Raw genomic sequence first — 24479 nt, 5'->3', positions numbered from 1 at the left:
GGTACTTGCCGATCTGTCCGATTTCTGTATAGTTCTACCCGTTGAGCGATAACGGCAAACCCGCTGCAAGGCGGGGACGCAAAGCCACGGGGCCTACAGGGCCAGCCGGGCTACCGAACCAAGGAGAGATCATGACGTACCCCCTCGAGGCCCAGATCCCGACGCAGGCCACCTCGTCGCTGCTCACCCCCGGTGAGGTCGCGGTCATGTTCCGCGTCGACCCCAAGACGGTCACCCGCTGGGCCCAGGCCGGCAAGCTGTCCGCCGTCCGGACCCTCGGCGGCCACCGCCGGTTCCTCGAGTCCGAGGTCATGCAGCTGCTCGGCGGCGTCCCCACGCAGCCCACGCGTTACTAAGCAGCACGGCACGCACACCCTGATCGGCCCCCGCGAGCACCGCTCGCGGGGGCCGATCTGCGTCCGCCCGCGCCTGCGTCCGCCCGCGCCTGCTTCCACCTGCCGGGGTGGATCCACCCGGTGCGCGTGGAAGATCCGCGCCCGCCGCGCCCGGCGGGTCGGCCCGGATGGATCCACTCGGCGGACCCGTGGTTCCCGCGGAGTGGACCCACCCCGCGGGCGTGGAAGATCCGCGCCCGCCGCGCCCAGCGAGTCTCCCTGGATGGATCCACCCGGCGGCGCGGCAGGCGGGCGTGGCGGCGGCCGGACGGGGCGAAAGTCGGGCTCGGCGGCGGGCGGGCGGGGGCCCGGGCCCAGGCGGGTGGGTCAGAGCGGGTCGAGGAGCGTGGACAGCACCGCGCGGCGGACGTCCGCCACCGGGCGGTCCGGCTGGAACGCCAGCCACTCCAGGCCCGCGACCAGGGTGGCGCCGAACATCGCGGCGGCGGTCAGCGACGGGTCGCGGTGCGGCCAGGACGCGGCGACCACCTCGGCGAACACCGCGAACGCCTCGTCGCGGACCTGGCGGATCGAGTCCTGCCAGTCCCGGCCGGTGCGGAACACCTCGGCGACCAGCACCTTGGCGAAGTCGGGGTGCCCCTGGATCTGCGCGAGCAGCTCGTGCACGAGCGCCCCGACGGCGTCGCTCCCGGTGCGACCGTCCGCGGCGCCCCGCAGTGCGGCGGTGAGCGCGAGCTGGCCCTCGGTGAGGACGGTCTCGAACAGCGCGCCCTTCGACCCGAAGTTGTAGTAGACGCTGCCCTTCGCGACCCCGGCACGCTCGGCGATGTCGTCGACCGACGTCGCCGAGAAGCCCCGGTCGGCGATCAGCGCGACGGTCGCCGTGATGATCGCCCGGCGGGTGTCCCGGCGTCCGGGTCCGGTGGTGGGCTCGGCCTCGACGTCGGCGGCGGGGGTCACGGGCACGGTGGGCATGTCTCTTAGCCTCTCAGATCGGCTGCCGCGGGTCAGATCGACAGCGAGGGGTGCAGGCGGCTCAGCGTCCAGGTCCGCTGCTGCGCCGCGCGCCACGACGTGATCGCGAGCGACCCGACGGTGAACGCCACGAGCGCCAGGACCGACGCCCAGAGGCGCCCGTCGGTGCCGCCGGTGGTGAGCTCGCGCAGTCCGGTGATCGCGTAGGTCATGGGCAGCGCGGGGTGCAGCGCCCGGAAGAACGCGGGTGTGGTCTCCACCGGGTAGGTGCCGCTGGCGGCGGTGAGCTGGAGCATCAGCAGGGCGATGATCGCGACCTTGCCGGCAGCCGCTCCGAGCACGGCGACCAGCATCTGCTGGACCGCGAGGAACGCCGCCGCGACGAGCACGGTGAACGCCACGGTGCCGAGCGCCGTCGACATGCCGAGCCCGAGACCGAAGTGGACCACGGCGAGCAGGACGACGACCTGACCGACGCCGATCGCGAGGGCCGGCAGGTACCCGGCGAACGCGATCCGCCAGCCGCGGGCCGGGGTGGCCAGCCCGCGCGGGGGCAGGGGTCGCAGCAGCAGCCAGGTGATGAGCCCGCCGACGAACAGCGCGAGCGGGATGAAGAACGGCGCGAACCCCTCGCCGTAGTTGCCGGCCTCGGCGACGTCGGTGCTGGTGGACCGCACGGGGTTGCTCAGGGCGTCGGCGCGCTGGGCGCGGGCGCTGTCGTCGTCGTCGGGGATCTGGGCTGCGCCGTCGGCGAGGGAGTCCGCGAGCTGCCGGCTGCCGTCGCCGATCTGGTCCGTGCCGTCGGCGACCTGGGTGGCCCCGGTCGCGAGCGTGGAGGTGCCGGTGGCGAGCTCCCCGGCCCCGTCGGCGAGGGTGTGCGCGCCGTCGTCGAGAGTCGCGGCGCCGGTCGCGAGCGTGCCGGAGGCGGACGCGAGGTCCGCCGCGCCGGAGGCGACGCGGGCGGTGCCGTCGGCGAGCGTGCCGGCGCCGGTGGCGAGCTCGCCGGACTTCGTGGCGAGCGTGCCGAGCCCGGTGGCGAGCGCGCCGGAGCCGTCGCGGACCTGGTGCGCCCCGTCGACGAGGGCGGCGAGCTGCGCTGCGGACTGCTGCTGCTCCGCGGGCGTCGGCAGGTCGACACCGGCGGTCGCGGTCTGCATCGCCCCGATCAGGCGCTGGAGCTCCGCGGCTGCTGCGGGGTCGCCCGCCGCCGCCTGCGCCCGGGCGAGGGCGGCGAGGTCGGTGCCGATCGAGGTGAGGTCGCCACCGAGCGTCTGCGCGGCCGTGCTCAGGCCGGTGACCGTCGCGGCGACCTGGTCGACGCCGTCGCTGACCTTCGTGGCGCCCGCGGCCAGGGTGCCCGCGCTGGTCGAGGCGTCCTGCGCGCCGGCGGCGAGCTGCGTCGCGCCCGAGGCGAGAGTGCTCGCGCCGGCGGCCGCGGTGCCCGCGCCGGAGGACAGCGTGCTCGCGCCGGACGCGAGCTGCGCGGAGCCGGAGCCGAGCCGGTCGGCGCCCCCGGCGAGGTCGGTCGAGCCGGACGCGAGCCGGGCCGCTCCGTCGGCGGCCGAGGCCGCGCCGTCCGCGACCTGGTGCGCGCCCGCGGACAGGTCGCCGCTGGCGGCGGTCAGCGTCAGGGCGCCGTCGGACGCCTGCGCGAACCCGTCGCGCGCCGAGCCGAGGCCGACCAGGACCTGGTTGACGGCCTGCTCGCCGATGGTCTCGGACACGGCCGCGCGGATCTGGTTCATCGCGCTGCGCCCGAGCGTCGAGGCGAGGTAGGAGTTCGCGTCGTTGTAGGTGACGTCGAGCTCGGCGGACGTGGGGTCGTCGCCGCCCGCCGACGCGATGTCGGCGGAGAACGTCGCGGGGATGGTCACCGCGAAGTAGTAGGTGCCGTCCCGGACGCCCGCGGCCGCGTCGTCGGCGTCGACCTCGCGCCAGTCGAGCTTGTTCCCGTCCAGCAGCTCGTCCACGACGTCGTCGCCCGCGTGCAGCGGCTCGCCGTCGGACTCGGCGCCCTGGTCGGCGTTCACGAGGGCGACGGGCAGCCGGTCGAGGTTGCCGGTCGGGTCCCAGTACGCCCACAGGTACAGGGCGCCGTAGAGCAGCGGGATCGCGAGCATCGCGACGACGGCGAGCTTGGGCAGCACGCCGCGGCGGAACCGGCGCAGCTCGGTGCCGGTGGACAGGAAGGACATCATCGGGAGACCTCGGGGTGGATCGTGACGCGGGGGTGGGTGCGGGTGGGTCGACGCTCAGCCGGCGGCGGGCACGGCGTGCGGCCCGGTGGCGAGGACCACGTGCTCGGGGGTCGCCCACCAGTCCATCCGGGCGACCTCGTCGAGCGAGGCGACCGAGGCGATCACGGTGGTGCCGGTGGCGGCGACCGCCTCGAGCCGGGTCCAGACCGTCTGCCGGCGGCGGGAGTCGTGCACCTGGTCGAGGTCGTCGACGACGAGCAGGTCGGGCTGCTGGGCGAGCGCGAGCGTGACGCGGAGCAGCATCACGTCGACCTCGTCGAGGTCCCAGATCACGGTGTCGACCCGGGGGAGCGGCCGTTCGCCGAACACGGGCGCGGCGAGCTCGGCGAACGCGTCCTGCCGGACCCGGCCGGTGCGGCGGTACCAGGGGGCCAGCCAGGCCAGCCGCTCGCGGGTGACGTCGCCGACGGTGACGGCCTCGTCGAGGTCGTCGACGCCGCTGAACCCGGCGACGGCGGCCCGGCGCTGCACGGCGCCCCGGCGGCGGGGGAGCGGCTCGCCGAGGGCGGTGAGGGCGCTGCCGCGGTCGGGGACCATCCGGCCGGCGAGGGTGAGCAGCAGGCTGGACCGGCCGGCCCCCTGCGGTCCCTGGACGACGGTGAGCGCACCGGCGGGCAGGTCGAGGTCGACCGGGCCGTAGACCGGGCCGCGCGACCCGGTGAGCCGCAGGCCGCGCGCGTGCACGGCGGGCGGGGGCGGCGGGGTGGGGGTCGGCTCCGCGGTGGGGTCGGTCTGCTCGGCCTGCTCGTCCGTCTGGCCGGGCGTGGGCTGCGTGGGTGACACCTGCGCCTCACTGGTTCTTCGCACTGACTGGTCAGTACAAAGATAGGACGACTCGTGCGGGCTGTCATGCGCGGCCGGCGTCTCGCACGTCACACCCGGGCGCGCACGGCGACGCACGGCCGTGTCCGATCACCGCCAGAACGAGCGCGTGCGCCGCGGTGGGATGGGTGTCGTGACGACGACCCCAGGCGCGAGGATGAGACCGTGACCCTGCCCGACCCGACGCGCACCGCACCGCCCGACCACGCGCGCACCGCGCCGCTCGACCACGCGCGAACCGCGCCGGGCGACCACGCGCGAACCGCGCCGGGCGACCACGCGCGAACCGCGCCGGGCGACCCGCTGTTCGACGAGCGCTACCGCGCCATCGACGCGCGCGACACCCGGTTCGACGGGCAGTTCGTCACCGCCGTGTCCTCGACGGGCATCTACTGCCGGCCATCCTGCCCGGCCCGGACGCCCCGGCGCGAGCACGTGACGTTCTACCGGACCTCCGCCGCCGCGCACGAGGCCGGCTACCGGGCGTGCAAGCGGTGCCTGCCGGAGGCGACACCGGGCACGCCCGAGTGGGACCTGCGCCGGGACGCGGTCGGTCGCGCCATGCGGCTGATCGCGGACGGCGTGCTCGACCGCGAGGGCGTCGACGCCCTCGGCGCGCGGCTCGGGTACAGCACCCGGCACGTGCACCGGATGCTGGTCGCCGAGCTCGGCGCCGGGCCGGTCGCCCTCGCCCGGGCCCGGCGGGCGCAGACCGCGCGCTCGCTGCTGGTCGGCACGGACCTGCCGCTGGCGGACGTGGCGTTCGCGGCCGGGTTCGGGTCGGTCCGCCAGTTCAACGACACGGTCCGCGAGGTGTTCGCGACCCGGCCGTCCGAGCTGCGGGCGCGCGCCCGCCACCGCGACCGCCCCGGGCCTCGCACCCGCGCCGCCGTGCCCGGTACCGCCGTCCCCGTTCCCGCCGGACCCGCCGTCGCCGCCGGACCCGCCGCCCCCGCCGCCCCCGCCGAGCCGGCCGGCTCGGTCCCCCCCGTCCGGCTGGAGCTCGCCCTGCCGGTCCGGCAGCCGTTCGACGCCCCGGGCGTCCTCGCGTTCCTCGCGGTGCGCGCCGTCTCCGGCGTCGAGGTGGCCGCGCTCGACGACCCGGACCGGCTGCGGTACGCCCGGACGCTCGCGCTCCCGCACGGCCCTGGCGCGGTCGAGGTCGTCGCGACGCGGCAGCGGGACGGCGGGTGGCGGCTCGGGCTGCTGCTCGAGCTGACGTCGCTCTCCGACGTCGGGACCGCGGTCGCCCGGGTGCGGCGGTTGCTCGACCTCGACGCCGACCCGCTCGCGGTGGACGCCGCGCTCGCCGCCGACCCGGCGCTCGCCCCCCTGGTGGCGGCGACGCCCGGCGTCCGGGTGCCCGGCGCCGTGGACCCCGCCGAGCTCGTCGTCCGGGCGATCGTCGGCCAGCAGATCTCCGTCGCCGCCGCCCGCGGCCACCTGGCGCGGCTCGTCGCGGTCGCCGGCGCGCCCTCGGTGTCGACGGTCCCGGGCCTCGACCGGCTGTTCCCGACCCCGGAGCAGGTGGTCCGGCACGTCCCGGCGCCGGTGCCCGGTGCGGCGCCCGACCCGGCGCGGCCGCTGCGGCTGCCGGGGCGGCAGGTGGCCGCGGTGCGGGCGGCGGCCGGCGCCCTGGCGGACGGCTCGCTGGCCGTGCACGTCGGGTCCGGCCCGGTGGAGCTGCGCGAGCGCCTGGTCGCGCTGCCGGGGATCGGGCCGTGGACGGCCGCGTACGTCGCGATGCGGGTGCTCGGCGACCCCGACGCGTGGCTGACCGGCGACGTGGCGCTCGTCGCCGGGGCGGTCGCCACGGGTGCGCTGCCCGCCGACCTGGCCCGGCCCGCCGCGCACCGGGAGCTCGCGGCCCGTGCCGCCGGGTGGGCGCCGTGGCGGTCCTACGCGGCGATGCACCTGTGGCAGGCCGCCGCCGGCTGAGGTCCGGCGGAACCCTCCCGGGTCGTGGGAGAATCGCCGGCATGGCGATGAGAGAGATCCGCGTGGTGGGAGACCCGGTGCTGCGCACCCCGTGCGAGCCGGTGACCACCATCGACGCCCGGGTCCGTGGCCTGGTCGAGGACCTGCTCGAGACGGTCGACCACGACGGGCGTGCGGGGCTGGCCGCGAACCAGATCGGGGTCGGCCTGCGGGCGTTCTCCTGGAACATCGACGACGAGCTCGGCTACGTGCTGAACCCGACGATCGTCGAGCTGTCCGAGGACTTCCAGGACGGCGACGAGGGCTGCCTGTCGGTGCCGGACCTGTGGTTCCCGACGCGGCGCGCCTGGTACGCACGGGTCGTCGGCCACGACCTGGACGGCAAGGAGGTCGTCGTCGAGGGCGTCGAGCTGATGGCCCGGTGCCTCCAGCACGAGGTCGACCACCTGGACGGGCACCTGTACATCGACCGGCTCGACCGGTCCGTGCGCAAGAAGGCGATGCGGGCGATCCGCGAGACCCTCTGACCTGGCTGTCGAAACCGGTCAGATCGGGCAGTTTCCGCTGAGGGGGGTCGGAGCGCTGGTGCGCACCGGCCCCCATCGGGCATGCTGTCCCCAGCACGCCGCGAGACCGTGCGTCGCTCCGTGAGCGGGACGAGGTCGTTGGGGAAGACGAACCTCGAGCCGTCAGGAGGGATGACATGGCAGGTGCGATCACCCGCGGGGTCCTTTTCGTGCACTCTGCGCCGCGCGCGCTCTGCCCGCACCTGGAGTGGGCGGCGGGCAACGTGCTGGGTGCACGCGTGTCCATGGAGTGGACCGAGCAACCGGCTGCCCCGGGCATGCTCCGGGCCGAGTTCTCCTGGCAGGGCGCCCAGGGCACGGGCGCGCGCCTGGCGTCGGCGCTGCGTGGCTGGACCCACCTGCGCTACGAGGTGACCGAGGACGCGAGCCACGGCAGCGACGGCGCGCGCTGGAGCCACACGCCGGAGCTCGGGATCTTCCACGCCCAGACGGACGTGCACGGCAACGTCGTCGTCCCCGAGGACCGGATCCGCGCGGCCCTCGAGGCGGCGGAGACCGGGTCCGTGCGCGAGGAGCTCGCGCTCGCGCTCGGGCAGGCGTGGGACGACGAGCTGGAGCCGTTCCGGTACGCCGGCGCGGGCGCCCCGGTGCGGTGGTTGCACCGGGTCGGCTGACCGCTCACGCGGGACTCCTCGGCCGCTCCCAGGGGATTCGCAGGAACCCTCCCTAGCGTCGTGCCTCGTCAGGGATGCGATCGCATTCAACCAGCCCGGTGCGCAGCCGCCGCCGGGGCTGCCGAGGGAGGGCACGACCATGACGCACTCGATCCGCCGCCGCACGCTCGGCCTGCTGTCCGGCCTGTCCGTCCTGGTGGCCGTCGCCGCGTGCGGCACCGCCGACGCCGCCACCGAGGACGACGGCGCGTCGTCCGGCACCACCCAGCCCGACAGCGCCGACGCCGGAAGCACGGACTCCGGGACCGCGGACGCCGGGACCGCCGACACGGGCACGGCCGCCGGCAGCTTCGCCGACGGGACCTACACCGCCGAGGGCTCCTACGACACCCCGGGCGGCCAGGAGTCCATCTCCGTCGAGCTCACCGTCGCCGACGACACCGTCACCGCGGTCACCGTCACCCCGGAGGCGAGCGGCGGCAACGCGGCGCGGTTCCAGGACGAGTTCGCCTCCGGCATCGCCGACGAGGTGGTGGGCAGCCCGCTCGCCGACCTCGCCGTGGACAAGGTGTCGGGCTCCTCGCTGACGGGTGACGGGTTCAACGCCGCGCTCGACCAGATCCGCGCCGATGCGCAGGCGTAGCACCGGGTTCGACGCGATCGGCACCCGCTGGACCATCGACACCCCCGACCCGCTGCCGGTCGAGGTGCTCGCCGCGGTGCACGAGCGCGTCGCCCGCTTCGACCAGGACTGGTCGCGGTTCCGCGCCGACTCCTGGGTGTCCGAGGTCGCCCGCGCCGGCGCCGGCACGTACCCGCTGCCGGCCGACGCCGGACCGCTGCTCGACGCGTACGACGTCGCGGCGGCCTGCACCGACGGGGCCGTCGACCCGCTCGTCGGGCACGCCCTGGAGCAGCTCGGCTACGACGCGGCGTACACGCTGCGCCCGCGCCGCGACGCCGACGGGGCGCTGCTGACCCGGGCCGCGCCGGGCTGGCGGACCGCCGCCCGGCGCGACGCCGGGACGCTGACCCTCGACGAGCCCGCGCTGCTGGACGTCGGGGCCGGGGGCAAGGGCTACCTGGTGGACCTGGTCGCCGGGGTGCTCGTCGCGCACGGCCTCACCGAGCACGTGGTGGACGCCGGGGGCGACCTGCGGGCCGCCGTGCCCGAGCCGCTCGCCGTCGCGCTCGAGGACCCCCGCGACCCCACCCGGGCCGTCGGCGTGCTGCGGCTCACCGAGGGCGCGCTGTGCGGCTCGGCGACGAACCGCCGGGCCTGGGCGCCCGGCGTGCACCACGTCGTCGACGCCCGCACCGGTGCCCCGACGTCGGACGTGCTCGCCACCTGGGCGGTCGGACCGTCCGCGCTGGTCGCCGACCTGGCCGCGACGGCGCTGTTCTTCGCCGAGCCCGACCTCGTGGCCGCGCGGTTCGGCGTCCGGTACGTGGTGCTGCGGGCCGACGGCGGTGCCCGCTGGTCGCTGGACCTGGACGGAGAGGTGTTCGCCCGATGATCGGTGTGCTCGACGAGCGGCTGGGCCGCGTGACGATGTACCGCCTGCTGACGCTGGGGCTGTCCGCCCTCGCGGTCGTCGCCGTGGTGCTCGCGGCGACCGGGGCCCTGTTCCTCGACCCCCTCGCCATCGTGGTCAGCGCCGCGGTCGCGGTGGCGTCGTCGGTCGCGAGCGCGTGGCTGGTCGCGCTGGTGCTCCGCACCCGCCCGCACACCGAGTCGGCGGTCATCACCGGCCTGATCCTGCTGTTCCTGTTCTGGCCCACGCTCCAGGTCCGCTTCCTCGGCGCGCTCGCGCTCGCCGCCCTGGTCGCGAACCTGTCCAAGTACCTGCTCGCGTGGCGCGGCCGGCACGTGCTCAACCCCGCGGCCGCCGGTGCGCTCGTGATCGGGCTGACCGGCCTCGACTCGACGACCTGGTGGGTGGCGGACCGGTGGCTGCTGGTCCCGGTGCTGCTGCTGACCGCCGTGATCGTCCTCCGGACCCGGCGGTTCGCGCTCGTGGGCGTGTTCGTGCTCGCGTCGGTGGCGTTCGTGACGGTGCGGCTGGTCAGCGGCGAGACGTCCGTGGTCGACGCCGCGAGCACCGCGCTCGTGTCGTACCCGATCCTGTTCCTGGCCGGCGTGATGCTCACCGAGCCGCTGACCCTGCCGCCGCGCCGGTGGCAGCAGCTGCTGGAGGCCGTCGTCGTCGCGGCGGTCCTCGCGGTGCCGTACGACCTCGACCCGCTGCACAGCACGCCCGAGGCGGCGCTCGTCGTCGGCAACCTGCTGGCGTTCGGGTTCGGCCAGCGCGGGGCCGTCCGGCTCACGCTCACCCGGCAGACGCGGCTCACCCCGCGCACGCTGGAGCTCGCGTTCCGCGCGGACCGGCCCGTCCGGTTCCTGCCCGGCCAGTGGGTCGAGCTCACCGTGCCGCACCCGCGCCCCGACGCCCGCGGCACCCGGCGCGTGTTCAGCGTGTCGTCGGCCCCCGCGGCGGACGAGATCACCGTGGCGCTGACGGTCCCCGAGCGGGCCAGCACGTTCAAGCGCGCGCTCGCCTCGCTCCCGGTCGGCACCCGCGTGCGCGCCACGGGCCTCGGCGGCGACTTCGTGCTCCCGGCCGACCCCGCCCGACCGCTGCTGCTGGTCGCCGGCGGCATCGGGGTGACGCCGTTCGCGAGCCAGCTCGCCGCGCTGGCCGCGGCGGGGGAGCAGCGGGACGTCGTGCTCGTCTACTCCGTGGCCGACCACGCGGACCTCGCGTACGCCGGCCCCGCCGCCGCGGCAGGGGCCCGGGTGCTGGTGCTCTCGCCCGACGCCGCCGGCAGCGGCCTGCCCGCCGGGTGGATCCACCTCGGGGAGCGGCGGCTGACCGCGGAGGTCCTCGCGGAGTCGGTCCCGGACCTCGCCGAGCGGGACGCGTACGTCTCCGGGCCGCCCGCGATGGTGGACGGCACCCGGGCGCTGCTGCGGTCGGCCGGGGCGCGGCGGGTGCGGACGGACGCGTTCAGCGGGTACTGACCGCGCAGCCGCCTGCGCACGAGGTCGCCGGAACGGGCCGAGGTCGCCACCTCCAGGTGGCGACCTCGGCCCGTTCGTGCGATGTCGGCGGCCGGCGCGGGCGCCGGGGACGGGCCGTCAGGCGTTCGTGACGACCAGGGCCACGTTGTGCCCGCCGAAGCCGAACGAGTTGTTGATGACCGCGAGGTCGCCGTCGGGCAGGGCGCGCGGGGTGTCGCGGACCAGGTCGAGGACGAGTTCCGGGTCGGGGTCCTCGACGTTGATCGTCGGGGGCGCCTGCCGGTCGCGGACCGCGAGCACCGAGAACACCGTCTCGAGCGCGCCGGCGCCGCCGAGCAGGTGCCCGGTCATCGACTTGGTGGCGGACAGCACCACGGCGTCGGCGTCGGAGCCGAGCGTCTCGCGGACGCCGCGGGCCTCGATGAGGTCGCCGACGACGGTCGAGGTGGCGTGCGCGTTGACGTGCCGGACGTCGGAGGTCGTGATGCCGGCGTCCTTCATGGCCATCCGCATCGCGGCGATCTGCCCGCGGCCCGAGGGCTCGGGAGACGTGATGTGGTAGCCGTCCGACGACAGCCCGACGCCGGCGATCTCGGCGTAGACGCGGGCGCCGCGGGCGGCGGCGTGCGCCTCGGACTCCAGGACGACGATGCCGGAGCCCTCGCCGATCACGAACCCGTCGCGGCCCGTGTCGTAGGGGCGGGAGGCGCGGGCCGGGTCGTCGGTGCGGGTCGACAGCGTGCGGGACGCGGCGAACGCTGCCATCGGCATCGGGTGGATCGTGGCCTCGGTGCCGCCGGCGATCACGATGTCGGCGCGGCCGGAGCGGATCATGTCGACGGCGTAGCCGATCGCCTCGGCGCCGGACGCGCACGCGGACACCAGGGCGTGCGCCCCGGCGCGGGCGCCGAACTCCAGCTCGACGTAGGCGGACGGCGAGTTCGGCATGAGCATGGGGACGGTCATCGGCAGGACGCGGCGGGCGCCCTTCTCGCGCAGCGTGTCCCACGCGTCGAGCGTGGTCCAGATGCCGCCGATGCCGGAGGACACCACGACGCCGAGGCGGTCCTTGTCGACCTCGGGGGAGCCCGCGTCGGCCCAGGCCTCGCGGGACGCGATCATCGCGTACTGCGCCGAGGGGTCCATCTTCTTCATCTCGGGCCGGGGGAGGACCTCCTCCGGGCGGACCGCGAGGGTGGCCGCGAAGTCGACCGGCAGGCCGTACGTCTCCGCCCAGTCGTTGTCGAGGGTGCGCGCGCCCGAGGTGCCGGCCAGGGCGGCCTGCCAGGTGGTGGGCACGTCCCCGCCGAGGGGGGTCGTGGCGCCGAGTCCGGTGACGACGACTCGCGTGCTCATCTGGTGCTCCTCCGGGGTGTGTCGGGCGTGCGGGGCGGTGCGGGTGCGGACCGGGCGACCCGGGTGGGTCACGCGGTCCCGGGCGTGACCAGGGGTCCGCGCCGCGGGGAGCCGTCAGGCTCCCGGGCGCCGGCGCTGGGCCGGCGTGCGGCGCGGACCCCTGGTCGTGCGGCTCAGGCCTGGGCGTTGTTGATGAACGAGACCGCGTCGCCGACGGTCGCGAGGTTCTTGACCTCGTCGTCCGGGATGCGGACCTCGAACTTCTCCTCGGCCAGCGTGACGATCGTCATCATCGACAGCGAGTCGATGTCGAGGTCGTCCGTGAACGACTTCTCGGGCAGGACCGAGTCGGTCGGCAGGCCGGTCTCCTCGCTGACGATCTCGGCCAGGCCGGCCAGGATCTCCTGCTCGCTGTGCGCCATCGGTGTCTCCTTGGTTGTGTGGTGCACCGCACCGTGAGGTGCGGCGACGTTCTGCGGTCGATGAACCGTACTGCGGTCGCGGCCCGGGTCAGGGCAGCACGACCACCTGGGCGGCGTAGACGAGGCCCGCGCCGAAGCCGATCTGCAGCGCCAGCGCGCCGCTGGACACCTGGCCCTCGCGGAGCAGGCGCTCGGTGGCGAGCGGGATCGACGCCGCCGAGGTGTTGCCCGTGTCGGCGATGTCGCGGGCGACCGCCACCGTCTCGGGGAGCTTGAGGGTCTTGATCATCTGGTCGATGATCCGCATGTTCGCCTGGTGCGGGATGAACGCGTCGATCTGGTCGGCGGTCACGCCCGCGGCGTCCAGGGCCTTCTGCGCGACCGGGGCCATCTGCCAGACGGCCCACTTGAAGACGCTCGGGCCCTCCTGGCGCAGCGTCGGCCAGCCGGCGCCGTTGTCGCGGACGTCGATCCAGGAGTGCGTCTGGCGGATCGCCTCGGACTGGCTGCCGTCCGAGCCCCAGACGGTCGGGCCGATGCCGGGGGTGTCGGACGGGCCGATCACCACGGCGCCCGCGCCGTCGCCGAGCAGGAACGAGATGCTCCGGTCGGTGGGGTCGATGAAGTCGCTCATCTTCTCCGCGCCGATGACGAGCACGTTCCGCGCGGAGCCGGCCCGGACCAGGGCGTCGGCCTGGGCGATGCCGTAGCAGTACCCCGCGCACGCGGCCGAGACGTCGAACGCGGCGGCGGGGGTCGCGCCCAGGCGGTCGGCCAGGACGGCGGCGCCCGACGGCGTCTGGTGGAAGTACGTGACGGTCGCGAGGATCACCGCGTCGATGTCCGTGCCCTGGAGCCCGGCGTTCGCGATGGCCTGGCGGCCGGCGATCTCGGCGAGGTCCAGCACATCGGTGCCGGCGCCCGCGCGGACGCGCGTCGCGATGCCGGTGCGCTGGCGGATCCACTCGTCGGAGGAGTCGATGGGGCCGACGATGTCGTCGTTCGGGACGACGTTCTCACCGCGGGCGGCGCCCAGGCCGAGGATCCGCGTGTGGGCGGGGCCGGTGGCCTGGGTCAGGGTGGGGCGGGTCACTTCGCGGTCTCCTGGGAGTCGGCGGTCGAGGTCGCAGCGCCGGACGGGGTCGCGGCGTGGCGCGCGACCAGGTCCCGGGCGGCGGGCAGGTCGGCCGGCGAGGTGATCGCGACCGTCTCCACCCCGGGCAGGCTACGCCGGGCGAGGCCCTTGAGCACACCACCGGGGGCGAGCTCCAGGACGCCGGTGACGCCGAGGTCCGCGAGGGTCGCCTGGCACAGGTCCCAGCGGACGGGCGCGGCGATCTGGGCGACGAGCCGGGCCACGACGTCCGCGCCGGTGGCGTCGTCGCCGTAGGCCGCGCCGTCGGCGTTCGACAGCAGGACCGTGCGCGGGGCGGCGGCCTCCCAGCCGGTCGCGACCGCGCCGAACGCCTCGAGGGCGGGCTGCATGTAGGGGGTGTGGAACGCGCCGGCCACCTGCAGCGGCACCACGCGGGCGCGGGCGGGCGGGTTCTCGGCGAACCGGGCCAGCGCCGCCATCGACCCGGCGGCGACGGTCTGGCCGCCGCCGTTGACGTTGGCGGGCCACAGGCCGGCGGCCTCGAGCGCCGCGGCGACCTCGTCCGGGTCGCCGCCCAGGACCGCGGCCATGCCGGTCTGCTCCGCGGCGGCGGCCTCGGCCATGAACCGGGCGCGGTACCCGACCAGCCGGACCGCGGAGGCGTCCTCGAGGACACCGGCGACCGCGGCGGCGGCGAGCTCGCCGACGGAGTGGCCGGCCGTGGCGTCCGCGTGCACGGCGCCGCCCTCGTCCTCCAGCGCACGCAGCGCGAGGAGCGAGGTCGAGACGATCAGCGGCTGCGCCACCGCCGTGTCGCGGATGGTCTCCGCGTCGGAGGTCGTCCCGTGCGCCGCCAGGTCGGTGCCCGCGGCCTCCGAGAAGGCCGCCAGGCGGTCGGCGGTGCCGGGCAGCTCGAGCCAGGGGCTGAGCATGCCGGGGGACTGGGCGCCCTGTCCGGGGCAGACGATCGCGAGCACCCGCTCACTCTGCCCGATTCGTCCCGTGGTGCCCGCCCACGACGCGCACCAACGTGACGGTCCGGTCTTGTCGGGCTCCCACAACCCCCGGGCCGGTACGGCGGCGGGGTCGGGCGGCGCGCTCAGGCGGGGTGGTCGAGGCGGCCGACCGCCAGGGCCTGCTGCAGCACGTACGCCTCGCGGGGGTCGAGCGGGTCCCAGCCGGTGACCTCCGCGACCCGGCGCAGGCGGTACCGCACGGTGTTCGGGTGCACGTAGAGCGTGCGCGCGGCCGCCTCGAGGCTCCGGCCCGCCGCCAGGTAGGCGGTCAGGGTCTCGAGGAGGCTGCCCGTGCTGGCCAGCAGCGGCACGTACGCCTGGGCGACCAGCACCGCGCGGGCGCTGGTGTCGCCGACCAGCACCCGCTCGGGCAGCAGGTCGTCGGCCAGCACCGGTCGGGGCGCCTGCGGCCAGGCGGACACCGCCACCAGCCCGGCGAGCGCGGCCTTCGCCGACTGCGCGGCCTCCGCGAGGTCCTGCCCCGTGGGGCCGAGGACGACCGGCCCGGGCCCGAACCGGGGCAGCAGCGTCGCCGCGGCCGCCCGGAGGTCGCCGGTGCCGCCGAGGAACACCACGAGCCGGTCGCCCTGGATGCCCACCAGGGCGTCGTCCGCGGCGCGCCGGGTCGCGCGGCGCAGGTCCGAGGTGCGGACGTCGTCCAGCGGCGAGGCCGTCGTGCCCACGACGACCAGGGTGCTGCCCCGGCCGCTCCACCCCAGCGCGGCGACCCGGGAGCGCAGCGAGTCGTCCACGTCGCCGCGCAGCAGCGCGTCCACGACCAGCGCCTCCAGCCGGGCGTCCCACGCGCCGCGGACCTCGGCGGCGCGGGCGTACACCTCTGCCGCCGAGAACGCGACCTCGCGGGAGTACCGCAGCACCGCCTCCAGCAGGTCGCGCTCGCCGCCGGGCGCCGCCAGCCGGTCGCTGTGCGCCTCGACGACGTCCACCACGACGCGGACCAGCTGCAGGGTGTGCTGGAGCGAGATCGACCGGGTCAGCTCGGGGGGCGCCGTCGCGAAGATCTCCCCGACGCCGTGCGGCGGCTTCGACGGGTCCGCGAACCACGTGACGAAGGCGGTGATGCCCGCCTGCGCGACGAGCCCGACCCAGGACCGGTCGTCCGCCGGCAGGGCGCGGTACCAGTCGAGGTCCTCGTCGAGCCGCCGCATCGCGGCCGCCGCGAGCACCCCGCTGCCCTCGCGGACACGGCGCAGCGTCTCGCCGTTGCTCGCGTCCGGGGCGGTGGCGATCCGCCCGGCGCGGGTGCGGGTGCGCGCGGGGGACAGGGCCTCGTGCGGGGCGGCGGGCGCCTCCTGCGGCGCGGCCGGCGCCTGCTGCGGGGCGGCGGGTGCGGTGCCCTCGGGGTCCGGCGCGGCGGCGTCGAGGGCGGCACGGGTCTGCGGCATGGGGCGAGCATAGAGCGACGTTGTGGGGAACCGACAAAGGTCCCGCACCGTGGATCGCGCCGCTGCACCCGTTCGAGCAGTGCGGAACGGGCGCAGCGGATAGTGTCGCCGTCATGGCTCTGCTGCCCCGACTGCGCCGCCTCCTGGGCAGACCTGTGCCGTCGTCGAAGGTCGGCGCCCGCCGACCGTCCGCCGCGACGCGGCACGGCGACGTCCCCCAGGAGGACGCCCTCCGGTCCCGCCTCGGCGACGACCCCAACGACGAGCGTGCCTTCGCGGCGCTCGCCGAGCTGGTCCGCCGCCACGCGGCGACCGGCTCCGACGACGACCCGCTCACCGCGGACGCGGACGACGCCGAGCGGCAGCGTGCCGCCGACCTGGCCGTCTGGTCGCTGGGCGAGGAGCTCGCCGGCAACCCGCGGGCCTGGTACCCGCTGGTCGAGGTCGCGCGGCTGTCCGTGCGCGACGACCTCGAGGGCACCGTCCGCCGCCTCACCACCGCCGCCGAGCGCGACCCGTCCGGCCAGGCGCTCGTCGCCGGCCTGCGGCTGCTGCGCGAGGCCGGGCTGCCGGTGGAGGCCCTCGGGCTCGGCACCGGCCACTGGCACCCCCGCGACCACGACCCCGAGGTCGGGCGCGAGCTCGTGCTCGCCGCGGTCGACGCCGGCCGCCCGATGGACGCCAAGCAGCACCTCGCGAGCCTGGAGCTGTACCCGAAGCAGGACGCCATCGCGCAGATGCGCCGCGAGCTCGCCCGGCTGGTCGAGCAGGCGGAGCGCACCGCCGGCGCCTGACGCCCGCACCGACGCCGGCACGACGAACGGGCCCCGCACCTCTCGAGGAGGTGCGGGGCCCGTTCGTCGTGCGGCCTCAGCCGGTCAGCTGTCGCCGCCCGCGTTGCCGGAGGTGCCGGCGGTCACGTCGTGCAGCCGGTACCGCTCGATGGCCTGCGCGGGGGCGTCCTTCGCGATCTTGCCCTCGCGGGCGAGCTGCTGCAGGACGCGGACCACGGTCGACGGGCCGTCGATCTTGAAGTGCCGGCGCGCGGCGGCGCGGGTGTCGGAGAACCCGAACCCGTCGGCACCGAGCGTCGCGTACGTGCCGGGGATCCACTGGCGCACCTGGTCGGTGACGAGGTGGTCGTAGTCCGTCGTCGCGACGAACGGGCCCTCGGCGCCCTGGAGCTTCGCCGTGATGTACGGGACCCGCTCCTCCTCGCCCGGGTGCAGGAACGCGTGCTCCTCGGCCGCGAGCGCGTCGCGACGGAGCTCGTTCCAGCTCGTGACCGACCAGACGCCCGCGCGGACGCCCCAGTCGTCGGCCAGCAGCTGCTGGGCCTCGAGCGCCCACGGCACCGCCACGCCGGACGCGAGGATCTGGGCCTGCGGGCCCTCGCCCTCACCGGCGGGCTTGAGCGAGTAGATGCCCTTGAGGATGCCCTCGACGTCCACGTCCTCCGGCTCGGCCGGCTGGACGATCGGCTCGTTGTAGACGGTGAGGTAGTAGATGACGTCGGGGTCGCGCCCGTCGTCGCCGTACATCCGGGTCAGGCCGTCCTTGACGATGTGCCGGATCTCGTACCCGTAGGCCGGGTCGTAGTGCACGACGTGCGGCATGGTCCCGGCGATGAGCGGGGAGTGGCCGTCGGCGTGCTGCAGGCCCTCGCCGGTCAGCGTGGTGCGGCCCGCGGTGGCGCCGATCAGGAACCCGCGGGTCATCTGGTCGCCGGCCGCCCAGAACTGGTCGGCCGTCCGCTGGAACCCGAACATCGAGTAGTAGAAGTAGAACGGGATCAGCGGCTCGCCGTGCGTGGCGTAGGACGTGCCGACCGCCTGGAACGCGGCGGCCGACCCGGCCTCGTTGATGCCGGTGTGCATGATCTGGCCGGCCTCGGACTCCTTGTAGGAGAGCATGAGGTCGCGGTCGACGGCGAGGTAGTTCTGGCCGTTGGTGTTGAAGATCTTCGCGCTCGGGAAGATCGAGTCCAGGCCGAACGTGCGGGCCTCGTCGGGGATGATCGGGACGAGGCGCTTGCCGATCTCCTTGTCCTTGACGAGGTCCTTGAACAGCCGCACGAGCGCCATCGTGGTGGCGACCTCCTGCGTGCCGGAGCCCTTCTTCAGCAGGTCGTAGACCTTGTCCTCCGGCAGGGTGACCGGGGTGTGCACGGTCCGGCGCTCGGGCACGTAGCCGCCGAGCGCACGACGACGCTCCTGCAGGTACTGGATCGCCGGGTCGTCCTGGCCGGGGTGGTAGTACGGCGGCAGGTACGGGTTCTCGTCGATCTGCTCGTCCGTGATCGGGATGTGCAGCGAGTCGCGCAGCGTCTTGAGCTCGGCGCTCTTGAGCTTCTTCATCTGGTGCGTGGCGTTGCGCCCGGCGAAGCCGGAGCCCAGGCCGTAGCCCTTGATGGTGTGCGCGAGGATGACGGTCGGCTGGCCGGTGTGCTCCCGGGCCGCCTTGTACGCCGCGAAGATCTTGCGGTAGTCGTGGCCGCCGCGCTTGAGCGCCCAGATCTCGTCGTCGGTCATCTTCTCGACGAGCTGCTTGGTGCGCGGGTCGCGACCGAAGAAGTTCTCCCGGATGAACGCGCCGTTCTCGGCGCGGTACGTCTGGAAGTCGCCGTCGGGCGTGGTGTTCATCAGGTGCACCAGGGCGCGGTCCTTGTCGGCGTTGAGCAGGGTGTCCCACTCGCGGCCCCAGACGACCTTGATGACGTTCCAGCCGGCGCCGCGGAACTGCGCCTCGAGCTCCTGGATGATCTTGCCGTTGCCGCGGACCGGGCCGTCGAGGCGCTGCAGGTTGCAGTTCACCACGAAGGTCAGGTTGTCGAGGCCCTGCTGGGCGGCGTGCTGCAGCATGCCGCGCGACTCGGGCTCGTCCATCTCGCCGTCGCCGAGGAACGCCCAGACGTCCTGCTGGCTGGTGTCCTTGATGCCGCGCAGGTGCAGGTACTTGTTGGTCCACGCCTGGTAGATCGCGGACGCCGGGCCGAGGCCCATCGACACCGTGGGGAACTCCCACAGGTCGGGCGCGAGGCGCGGGTGCGGGTACGACGGCAGGCCGCCGCCCGGGTGCGAGACCTCCTGGCGGAACCCGTCGAGCTGGTGCTCGGTCAGGCGGCCCTCGAGGTAGGCGCGGGCGTAGACGCCGGGGGAGGCGTGGCCCTGGAAGTAGACCTGGTCGCCGCCGCCGGGGTGGTCCTTGCCGCGGAAGAAGTGGTTGAGGCCGACCTCGGTCAGCGTCGCCACGGACGCGTACGACGAGATGTGCCCGCCGACGCCCACGCCGGGGCGCTGCGCGCGGGTCACCATGACCGCGGCGTTCCACCGGTTCCAGGACCGGTAGCGACGCTCCAGCACCTCGTCACCGGGGAAGTACGGCTCGTCGTGCACGCCGATGGTGTTCACGTACGGCGTGTTCAGGTCGGCCGGGACGGCCACGTTCCGCTCCCGCGCGCGCTTGAGCATGCTCAGCAGCACGTAGCGGGCCCGCGGGCCGCCCTTGTCGTCGATGAGCCCCTCGATGGACTCGACCCACTCGGAGGTCTCCTCCGGGTCGACGTCCGGTACCTGGCTCAGCAGACCGTTGATGAGCGGTCCCCGCTCGTCCTTCGAAGCCACCAGTGCTCCTCGCCTCTCCACGCGGCGGGGCCGGTCGGCCCCGGTGCGGTCTCGGCCCGCCGGGTGGGCGCGCCACGTTCCGGTGCGCTCGCCACATGCGGGTAGTAGGACCATTGTCCGCCGTCCGGAGGGCGAAAGTCTCCCCGTCCGTGACGTGGGATGCGTGACGTCCGTGACAATCACCAGTTCCGGGGGTGTCCGCGGTCACGTCCGGGCACGTCAGGGGGGATCCGCGCACCTCCGGCGCGCGCCACGCGGCACTTGCCACGCGCGGCGGGGGTGCTGTGGGCTACCGTTCGGTGATCGACGACAGGCCGCCGCCGAGGGTGCGGTGGCCCGGACGGAAGGAACAGGTCGGGACGTGGCATCCAGCACGGGCGACGCACCTCAGGGCGCGGGCCGTCTCGGGTTCACCTCGGGGCAGGTGGTCCAGGAGTTCGGGTACGACGACGACACCGACGCGGACCTCCGGTCCGGTGTGGAGGCCCTCACCGGCACCGAGCTCGTCGACGAGGACTACGACGACGTCGTGGACGGTGTCGTCATCTGGTTCCGTGACGAGGACGGCGACCTCGCCGACACGCTCATGGACGCGATGACGGTCCTGGACGACGGCGGGCAGATCTGGGTCCTCACCCCGAAGCCGGGCCGCGACGGGCACGTCGGGCACGACGACATCGAGGAGGCCGCGACGACCGCCGGCCTGCACGCGACGAGCACGTTCTCGATCGCGGGCGACTGGTCGGCGACGCGCCTCGGCAGCCGCGGCCGCGGCCGCTGACGCCATGACGGACCCGGGCGCGCCGCCCGGGGTGGGTGGCGGCGCGCCGCCCCGGGTCGGGACCGCCGCGCCGGTGGTGACACTGCCGGACACGCACGGCACGCCGGTCACGGTCGGCGGTCCGTCCGCGCGCCCGACGCTGCTGGTGTTCGTGCCGTTCGCGTTCTCGCGGACCTGCACGGCCGAGCTGACCGCGCTGCAGGCCGGGCTGGACGAGCTCGGCGGCGTCCGCGTGCTCGCGGCGTCCTGCGACCCGGCACCCGCGCTGCGCGCCTGGGCCACGCAGGACGGGTACACCTTCGGGCTCCTGTCGGACTTCTGGCCGCACGGCGCGGCCGCGCGGGCGTTCGGCGTGCTCGACGAGGTGGACGGGTACGCGCGGCGCGGCTCGTTCCTGATCGGGACCGACGGCACCGTGCGGTGGTCGTTGATCCACCCGGCGGGGCAGGCGCGCCCGTTCGCGGCGTACCGGGACGCGGTCGCCGCGCTCTGAGCCCGCGTCGCCGTCAGGGCCTCGGGAAGTGCCAGTCGACCATCGTCCTCAGGTCCTTCGCCCCGCCCACGGGCGAGCGGTCCGGCAGTGGCCCCGCGGCCGACGGCACCGGCACGCCGCGCGCGATCCGCCGGGCGCGGGGCAGCTTCTCCAGCGAGTGCACGCGGTACGTCGACCGGCCGTCCCGGCGCGGCTGCACGGCGTTGCCGACCGCGTCCGCCGCCGGGAGCCCCGGGTGCGCGCCGGCCAGGTACTCGACCAGCACGTAGCGGCGGGGCTCCGTCATGGCCTCACCGTGCACGTAGACGGTCACCCACCGGTCCTCGTCGATCCGGACCGCCCAGACGTCTCCCGCCTCGGCCGGGCCGTCGCCGACGTGCGCGGGGAGTCGCGGGCCGGGCGTCGCGCCCTTCCGGAGCAGCGCCGGGATCGCCACGGTGGCCGTGCCCGCCCGCGCCGGGACCGGCGTCGGCCGCGGGCCGCCGAGGTCCACGGGCTGCGTCCCGAGATGCCCGAACACCTGCTCGACCACGCCCTCGCGCAGGCCGCGGTCCGAGCTCCACCACGCCAGCGGCGCCTGCACCTCGACGCGCACGCTCGGCCGCTGGTCCCGCTCGGCGTAGGTCGTCCAGCGCTCGACCATGCCGGGTCGCTCCGCGGTCGCGACGACCCCGACCAGCGCCAGCTCCTCCAGCACCGACTGGGACGGCCACGCCGTCGACGCGGGCAGCAGCCTCGCGGCCTTCAGCGCGTCGCGGGCCTTGGACGGCCGGGTACGGTCCGGCAGGGTGCGCAGCACGGTCAGCACCGCGCGCAGGGCCCAGACGTCGTACTCGGTGGGCTCCGGGCGCGGGTGGCCCGCCAGGTGCTCCAGCAGCAGCGCGTGCCCGGTGACGTCCCCGTCGATCGGCGCGCCCTGGGTGTGCCAGGACCACCGCGCGTCCGCGACGTCCACCGGGTGCGCCTCCCGGTGCCCGCAGACCCGGCAGGTGTCCGCCGAGCCCGTGTACCGGTCCGCGTCGTGCACCGGGACCGCCTGCCCGAGGACGACGCCCGTCAGGGCGCCGCGCCAGCCGAACGGCGCGGACCACAGGCCCGCCACCCAGGCGTCGGCGGCCTCCCGCAGGGTCCACGTCGTCGCGCGGGCGCGCAGGGCGGCGACGGCCTCGTCGTGCGGCAGCGTGCGGAGGTCGGCCGGGTTGGCCGTGCGCCGCTCGACGGGGCGCAGGCCGGCGACCAGGGCGGGGTGCGTCGGCGCGGGCGGGGTGGCGGACGAGGTGGTGGTCACGCAGGGATCCTCCGGCACGGGACGCGCGCGTGACCAGCGCGGACCAGCGGGCGCACGCGCACCGGTAGGCTGACGCACCGCGCCGCACGGCTGACGTGCCCGGCGCGTGGGGCCTGTAGCTCAGTTGGTCAGAGCGCCGCGCTTACACCGCGGAGGTCGTCGGTTCGAGACCGGCCGGGCCCACCACGACCACCCCCGCGCACCCGGCGTCACGACCCCGCGCACTCCTGCGACTGCTCCGTGAGGATCCACTCGGTGGTGGGGCGGGTCATGACGACCGTGCCGCAGCTGCCCGAGTCCGCGTACGTCACGAACAGCGTGGCGTCGGTCGCGGTCTCGCTCTGCACCTCGACGTCGACCTCCGCGGTCTGCCCGAGGGCCTGGTAGAGCGCCGCCGTCGCCGCGATCATCTCCGCGCAGGTGCCGACCTGCGTCGCTCCGCCGGCGTTGAGCTCGGCGATCATCCGGGCCTGCAGGTCGGGGGACAGCGCCGCGCACGCCGCGTCGACGTCGGGGACGCGCGACGCCGCCAGCCAGGCCAGGTACGCCTCGACCGCTCCCTGGGGCTGCGCGGGCTCGGGGGCGGGCTCCTGGGCCTCCTCCGGCGTGGGCGCTGCCGTCGCGACCGTCGTCGACCCCGCGGCCGGTGGTGCGGGCTTCTCCGTGCCGCTCCCGGGGGCGCACCCGCCGAGGACGACGGTGGCGCTGAGCAGGGCGACGGTGGCGACGGCCCGGGTGGTGACGTGCGGCATGGGGCGAGGTCTCCTGACGGGCGGCGGGACGGGCCTGCGGCGCACCGCAGCGGGGGGACGGATCCCTGCGGGGCCGTGACGTGCGCGGACATCATCACCGGGGACGGGTGTCGCCGGGAAGGGGCGGCGGGTGTCGGATCGGGTTCCCGTTCGCGGGTCCCGCGTCCCGTCGCACCGGCGGGTGGGGCGAGCGGTGCCCCACGCTCCGGGGCGGTGCGACCCGCGGGGCGGCACCATCTCGGCCGACGATGCCGCCCCGCTGCGACCCCTGCGGCTAGAAGATCGTCACGGGACGTCGACCAGTGTCCCGTCGATGATCACCGGCTCCCCATCGTGCGCCGTCGCGGTGGTGGCGGTCGATCCGAGGACCGCTGCGAGTACCGCAGTGGCCGTGAGAGAGCGAGTCGCGCGCACGGCAAGGTCTCCCTACGTCGATCTTCGGGTGGTCATGCAGCGGCTCGTTCTCGACGCTGTCGGGGCCCCGACGCCAGAGCGAGACTCATCCGACCAGCGCCGTCACCCCCGCGCGCCCGCCTCCGCGACGGTCCGCAGCGCCCACCCGCCGTCCACGTCGTCGTGCTGCACCGCGGCGAGCGCGGCCGCCATCGCCTCGCGCGCGTCGGCGGCGGGCAGGCCGATGCCGGCGAGGACCACGGGCCGCACGACGCGCGCGACCTCGTGCTTCGTCGCCGGGGCGTCGGAGCCGAGGACGAGGGTCCCGGGCGCGAACAGGTCGGCGGGGACGCCGCCGGACCACGCGCCACCGAGGACCAGCAGCCCGGGGGCCAGCCGGTCGGTGGCGCGGGCGTCGTCCGGACCCGGCTGGGTCGGCAGCGCGGCGAGGCGCACGTCGGGGCGGGCACCCCAGGGCCCGTCCGCGGCGAGGTGCAGCACGGTGCTCGCGGCGTCGGACCGCAGTGCCGCGCGGCAGCGGGCCGCCAGGGGTGCGGCCGACGGCAGGCCGGTCTCGGCGACCACGACCACGCCCCGGTCGCGCAGCTCGGCGGCGAGCACGGCCATCGGGCGGAACAACGGGCCGTCCGCACGCAGACCGGCGTACCGGTGGAGCGTCGCCGTCGCGGGCTGCGTGACGGTCGGGCTCGGGGTGCGGGGCGCGGTCGTCTCCATGCCCTCCTGATCGGCGCCAGGACCGGGGGTCTGAGGCGGCGCGCGGCCGGGAGCGCGGGGCCCCGCTCATGCGGACCGGATGACGACAGGGCTCGGCGCGGGCGCCGATGCTGGTCGGAGCCTCGCCGGTGCACCCGCCCGGCCCGAGAGAGGGGCAGTGCCGTGGACGGCTTCATGCAGTGGTTCTGGTTGATGCTCTGGTGGTTCGTCTTCGTGATGTACCTGGTCCTGCTGTTCCGGATCCTCGGCGACCTCTTCGGTGACCGGGACCTCAGCGGCTGGTGGAAGGCCCTGTGGGTCCTCGCGCTCGTCGCGCTGCCGTACCTGACGGCGCTGGTCTACGTGATCGCGCGCGGCAAGGGGATGGCCGAGCGGCAGATCGCGGGCGCCCAGAAGGCGCGCGCCCAGGCGGACGCGTACATCCGGGACGTCGCGGGCAGCTCGCCGACGTCCGAGATCGCCCGCGGCAAGGAGCTCCTGGACCAGGGGGCGATCGACGCCCGGGAGTTCGCGGCCCTCAAGGCCAAGGCCCTCGCCTGACGGCGG

General features: G+C 75.6%; 23 protein-coding genes, 1 tRNA gene and 1 riboswitch. Of the genes, 12 read left to right on the top strand and 12 right to left on the bottom strand.

What is annotated here, in order from left to right:
* Positions 1 to 43: 43 nt before the first annotated feature.
* Positions 44 to 118: riboswitch (cyclic di-GMP riboswitch) on the top strand.
* Positions 119 to 131: 13 nt separating this feature from the next.
* On the top strand, positions 132 to 356 hold the full coding sequence (locus tag ACFVXN_RS08460) for a BldC family transcriptional regulator (protein WP_389230207.1): 225 nt from the start codon (positions 132 to 134) through the stop codon (positions 354 to 356).
* Between the two features lie 366 nt (positions 357 to 722).
* Here ACFVXN_RS08460 and ACFVXN_RS08455 read toward each other — a convergent pair whose 3' ends face one another.
* The 3 genes from ACFVXN_RS08455 to ACFVXN_RS08445 are packed head-to-tail and all read right to left on the bottom strand — an operon-like array spanning position 723 to position 4372.
* Positions 723 to 1331: a TetR/AcrR family transcriptional regulator gene (locus ACFVXN_RS08455; RefSeq protein WP_389230204.1), complete on the bottom strand. Its 609-nt coding sequence runs from the start codon at positions 1329 to 1331 to the stop codon at positions 723 to 725.
* Positions 1332 to 1363: 32 nt separating this feature from the next.
* Entirely contained in the window at positions 1364 to 3526 is a 2163-nt protein-coding gene (locus tag ACFVXN_RS08450) for a YhgE/Pip family protein (RefSeq protein WP_389230200.1), read from the bottom strand.
* Between the two features lie 57 nt (positions 3527 to 3583).
* Positions 3584 to 4372: an ATP-binding cassette domain-containing protein gene (locus ACFVXN_RS08445; protein WP_389230197.1), complete on the bottom strand. Its 789-nt coding sequence runs from the start codon at positions 4370 to 4372 to the stop codon at positions 3584 to 3586.
* Positions 4373 to 4714: 342 nt separating this feature from the next.
* Here ACFVXN_RS08445 and ACFVXN_RS08440 point away from each other — a divergent pair, with 342 nt between their 5' ends.
* The 6 genes from ACFVXN_RS08440 (at position 4715) to ACFVXN_RS08415 (ending at position 10572) form a co-directional block, all read left to right on the top strand.
* A complete protein-coding gene (locus tag ACFVXN_RS08440; protein ID WP_389230539.1) occupies positions 4715 to 6349 on the top strand; it encodes a DNA-3-methyladenine glycosylase 2 family protein in 1635 nt (544 codons plus the stop codon).
* Between the two features lie 41 nt (positions 6350 to 6390).
* On the top strand, positions 6391 to 6876 hold the full coding sequence (gene def / locus ACFVXN_RS08435; RefSeq protein WP_389230193.1) for a peptide deformylase: 486 nt from the start codon (positions 6391 to 6393) through the stop codon (positions 6874 to 6876).
* A gap of 176 nt (positions 6877 to 7052) precedes the next feature.
* Positions 7053 to 7550, top strand: a complete 498-nt coding sequence (locus ACFVXN_RS08430) for a DUF3145 domain-containing protein (protein WP_389230190.1) — start codon at positions 7053 to 7055, stop codon at positions 7548 to 7550.
* 139 nt (positions 7551 to 7689) lie between these two features.
* Positions 7690 to 8193, top strand: a complete 504-nt coding sequence (locus ACFVXN_RS08425; RefSeq protein ID WP_389230187.1) for an FMN-binding protein — start codon at positions 7690 to 7692, stop codon at positions 8191 to 8193.
* Positions 8180 to 9067, top strand: coding sequence for an FAD:protein FMN transferase (locus ACFVXN_RS08420; protein WP_389230184.1), 888 nt, complete (start codon positions 8180 to 8182; stop codon positions 9065 to 9067). The genes ACFVXN_RS08425 and ACFVXN_RS08420 overlap by 14 nt, the downstream gene beginning before the upstream one ends.
* Entirely contained in the window at positions 9064 to 10572 is a 1509-nt protein-coding gene (locus ACFVXN_RS08415) for an FAD-dependent oxidoreductase (RefSeq protein ID WP_389230181.1), read from the top strand. The genes ACFVXN_RS08420 and ACFVXN_RS08415 overlap by 4 nt, the downstream gene beginning before the upstream one ends.
* A gap of 117 nt (positions 10573 to 10689) precedes the next feature.
* On the opposite strand, the gene ACFVXN_RS08410 is transcribed toward ACFVXN_RS08415, so the two are convergent.
* The 5 genes from ACFVXN_RS08410 to ACFVXN_RS08390 all read right to left on the bottom strand — a co-directional run bounded on the left by ACFVXN_RS08410 (position 10690) and on the right by ACFVXN_RS08390 (position 15868).
* Entirely contained in the window at positions 10690 to 11928 is a 1239-nt protein-coding gene (locus tag ACFVXN_RS08410; protein WP_389230178.1) for a beta-ketoacyl-[acyl-carrier-protein] synthase family protein, read from the bottom strand.
* Positions 11929 to 12101: 173 nt separating this feature from the next.
* Complete coding sequence (locus ACFVXN_RS08405) at positions 12102 to 12350, bottom strand: acyl carrier protein (RefSeq protein ID WP_122148979.1); 249 nt, start codon at positions 12348 to 12350, stop codon at positions 12102 to 12104.
* An 88-nt stretch (positions 12351 to 12438) separates the two neighbouring features.
* On the bottom strand, positions 12439 to 13443 hold the full coding sequence (locus tag ACFVXN_RS08400) for a beta-ketoacyl-ACP synthase III (RefSeq protein WP_389230174.1): 1005 nt from the start codon (positions 13441 to 13443) through the stop codon (positions 12439 to 12441).
* Positions 13440 to 14423, bottom strand: a complete 984-nt coding sequence (locus ACFVXN_RS08395; protein ID WP_389230171.1) for an ACP S-malonyltransferase — start codon at positions 14421 to 14423, stop codon at positions 13440 to 13442. The genes ACFVXN_RS08400 and ACFVXN_RS08395 overlap by 4 nt, the downstream gene beginning before the upstream one ends.
* 122 nt (positions 14424 to 14545) lie before the next feature.
* Positions 14546 to 15868 (bottom strand): PucR family transcriptional regulator, encoded by a 1323-nt coding sequence (locus tag ACFVXN_RS08390; protein WP_389230168.1) that lies wholly within the window; start codon positions 15866 to 15868, stop codon positions 14546 to 14548.
* Positions 15869 to 15981: 113 nt separating this feature from the next.
* On the opposite strand from ACFVXN_RS08390, the gene ACFVXN_RS08385 reads away from it, so the two are divergent.
* Positions 15982 to 16662: a hypothetical protein gene (locus ACFVXN_RS08385; protein WP_389230165.1), complete on the top strand. Its 681-nt coding sequence runs from the start codon at positions 15982 to 15984 to the stop codon at positions 16660 to 16662.
* An 84-nt stretch (positions 16663 to 16746) separates the two neighbouring features.
* Here ACFVXN_RS08385 and aceE read toward each other — a convergent pair whose 3' ends face one another.
* The gene (gene aceE, locus ACFVXN_RS08380) at positions 16747 to 19491 is read right to left on the bottom strand and encodes a pyruvate dehydrogenase (acetyl-transferring), homodimeric type (protein ID WP_389230163.1); all 2745 of its coding nucleotides are present in this window, start codon (positions 19489 to 19491) and stop codon (positions 16747 to 16749) included.
* Between the two features lie 361 nt (positions 19492 to 19852).
* Here aceE and ACFVXN_RS08375 point away from each other — a divergent pair, with 361 nt between their 5' ends.
* Complete coding sequence (locus tag ACFVXN_RS08375) at positions 19853 to 20272, top strand: DUF3052 domain-containing protein (RefSeq protein WP_389230160.1); 420 nt, start codon at positions 19853 to 19855, stop codon at positions 20270 to 20272.
* 4 nt (positions 20273 to 20276) lie between these two features.
* On the top strand, positions 20277 to 20765 hold the full coding sequence (locus ACFVXN_RS08370; RefSeq protein ID WP_389230157.1) for a redoxin domain-containing protein: 489 nt from the start codon (positions 20277 to 20279) through the stop codon (positions 20763 to 20765).
* Positions 20766 to 20778: 13 nt separating this feature from the next.
* Here the strand turns inward: ACFVXN_RS08370 and ACFVXN_RS08365 are convergent, their stop codons facing one another.
* Positions 20779 to 22053 carry a hypothetical protein gene (locus tag ACFVXN_RS08365; protein ID WP_389230154.1) on the bottom strand — a complete coding sequence of 425 codons (1275 nt, stop codon included), beginning with the start codon at positions 22051 to 22053 and terminating at the stop codon, positions 20779 to 20781.
* Positions 22054 to 22162: 109 nt separating this feature from the next.
* Between ACFVXN_RS08365 and ACFVXN_RS08360 the strand changes: the two genes are divergently transcribed.
* A tRNA-Val gene (locus tag ACFVXN_RS08360) sits at positions 22163 to 22239 on the top strand.
* Between the two features lie 23 nt (positions 22240 to 22262).
* Here the strand turns inward: ACFVXN_RS08360 and ACFVXN_RS08355 are convergent.
* Positions 22263 to 22805 (bottom strand): hypothetical protein, encoded by a 543-nt coding sequence (locus tag ACFVXN_RS08355; protein WP_389230151.1) that lies wholly within the window; start codon positions 22803 to 22805, stop codon positions 22263 to 22265.
* Between the two features lie 516 nt (positions 22806 to 23321).
* Positions 23322 to 23933 (bottom strand): hypothetical protein, encoded by a 612-nt coding sequence (locus tag ACFVXN_RS08350; RefSeq protein ID WP_389230148.1) that lies wholly within the window; start codon positions 23931 to 23933, stop codon positions 23322 to 23324.
* Positions 23934 to 24095: 162 nt separating this feature from the next.
* Here ACFVXN_RS08350 and ACFVXN_RS08345 point away from each other — a divergent pair, with 162 nt between their 5' ends.
* The gene (locus ACFVXN_RS08345) at positions 24096 to 24473 is read left to right on the top strand and encodes a hypothetical protein (protein WP_389230145.1); all 378 of its coding nucleotides are present in this window, start codon (positions 24096 to 24098) and stop codon (positions 24471 to 24473) included.
* The last annotated feature ends 6 nt before the right edge of the window (positions 24474 to 24479 follow it).

Origin of the sequence: Cellulomonas sp. NPDC058312 (genome assembly GCF_042880135.1) — a bacterium.
Classification (GTDB): domain Bacteria; phylum Actinomycetota; class Actinomycetes; order Actinomycetales; family Cellulomonadaceae; genus Cellulomonas.
Note: the sequence above shows the minus strand (reverse complement) of the source record. Positions and strands in the feature narration are given on the sequence as shown.

Bases quoted from the DNA above. Each gene is read 5' to 3' on its own strand.
- ACFVXN_RS08460 (WP_389230207.1), top strand. From the start codon at position 132: ATGACGTACCCCCTCGAGGCCCAGATCCCGACGCAGGCCACCTCGTCG.
- ACFVXN_RS08455 (WP_389230204.1), bottom strand. From the start codon at position 1,331: ATGCCCACCGTGCCCGTGACCCCCGCCGCCGACGTCGAGGCCGAGCCC.
- ACFVXN_RS08450 (WP_389230200.1), bottom strand. From the start codon at position 3,526: ATGTCCTTCCTGTCCACCGGCACCGAGCTGCGCCGGTTCCGCCGCGGC.
- def (WP_389230193.1), top strand. From the start codon at position 6,391: ATGGCGATGAGAGAGATCCGCGTGGTGGGAGACCCGGTGCTGCGCACC.
- ACFVXN_RS08430 (WP_389230190.1), top strand. From the start codon at position 7,053: ATGGCAGGTGCGATCACCCGCGGGGTCCTTTTCGTGCACTCTGCGCCG.
- ACFVXN_RS08425 (WP_389230187.1), top strand. From the start codon at position 7,690: ATGACGCACTCGATCCGCCGCCGCACGCTCGGCCTGCTGTCCGGCCTG.
- ACFVXN_RS08420 (WP_389230184.1), top strand. From the start codon at position 8,180: ATGCGCAGGCGTAGCACCGGGTTCGACGCGATCGGCACCCGCTGGACC.
- ACFVXN_RS08415 (WP_389230181.1), top strand. From the start codon at position 9,064: ATGATCGGTGTGCTCGACGAGCGGCTGGGCCGCGTGACGATGTACCGC.
- ACFVXN_RS08410 (WP_389230178.1), bottom strand. From the start codon at position 11,928: ATGAGCACGCGAGTCGTCGTCACCGGACTCGGCGCCACGACCCCCCTC.
- ACFVXN_RS08405 (WP_122148979.1), bottom strand. From the start codon at position 12,350: ATGGCGCACAGCGAGCAGGAGATCCTGGCCGGCCTGGCCGAGATCGTC.
- ACFVXN_RS08390 (WP_389230168.1), bottom strand. From the start codon at position 15,868: ATGCCGCAGACCCGTGCCGCCCTCGACGCCGCCGCGCCGGACCCCGAG.
- ACFVXN_RS08385 (WP_389230165.1), top strand. From the start codon at position 15,982: ATGGCTCTGCTGCCCCGACTGCGCCGCCTCCTGGGCAGACCTGTGCCG.
- ACFVXN_RS08370 (WP_389230157.1), top strand. From the start codon at position 20,277: ATGACGGACCCGGGCGCGCCGCCCGGGGTGGGTGGCGGCGCGCCGCCC.
- ACFVXN_RS08355 (WP_389230151.1), bottom strand. From the start codon at position 22,805: ATGCCGCACGTCACCACCCGGGCCGTCGCCACCGTCGCCCTGCTCAGC.
- ACFVXN_RS08350 (WP_389230148.1), bottom strand. From the start codon at position 23,933: ATGGAGACGACCGCGCCCCGCACCCCGAGCCCGACCGTCACGCAGCCC.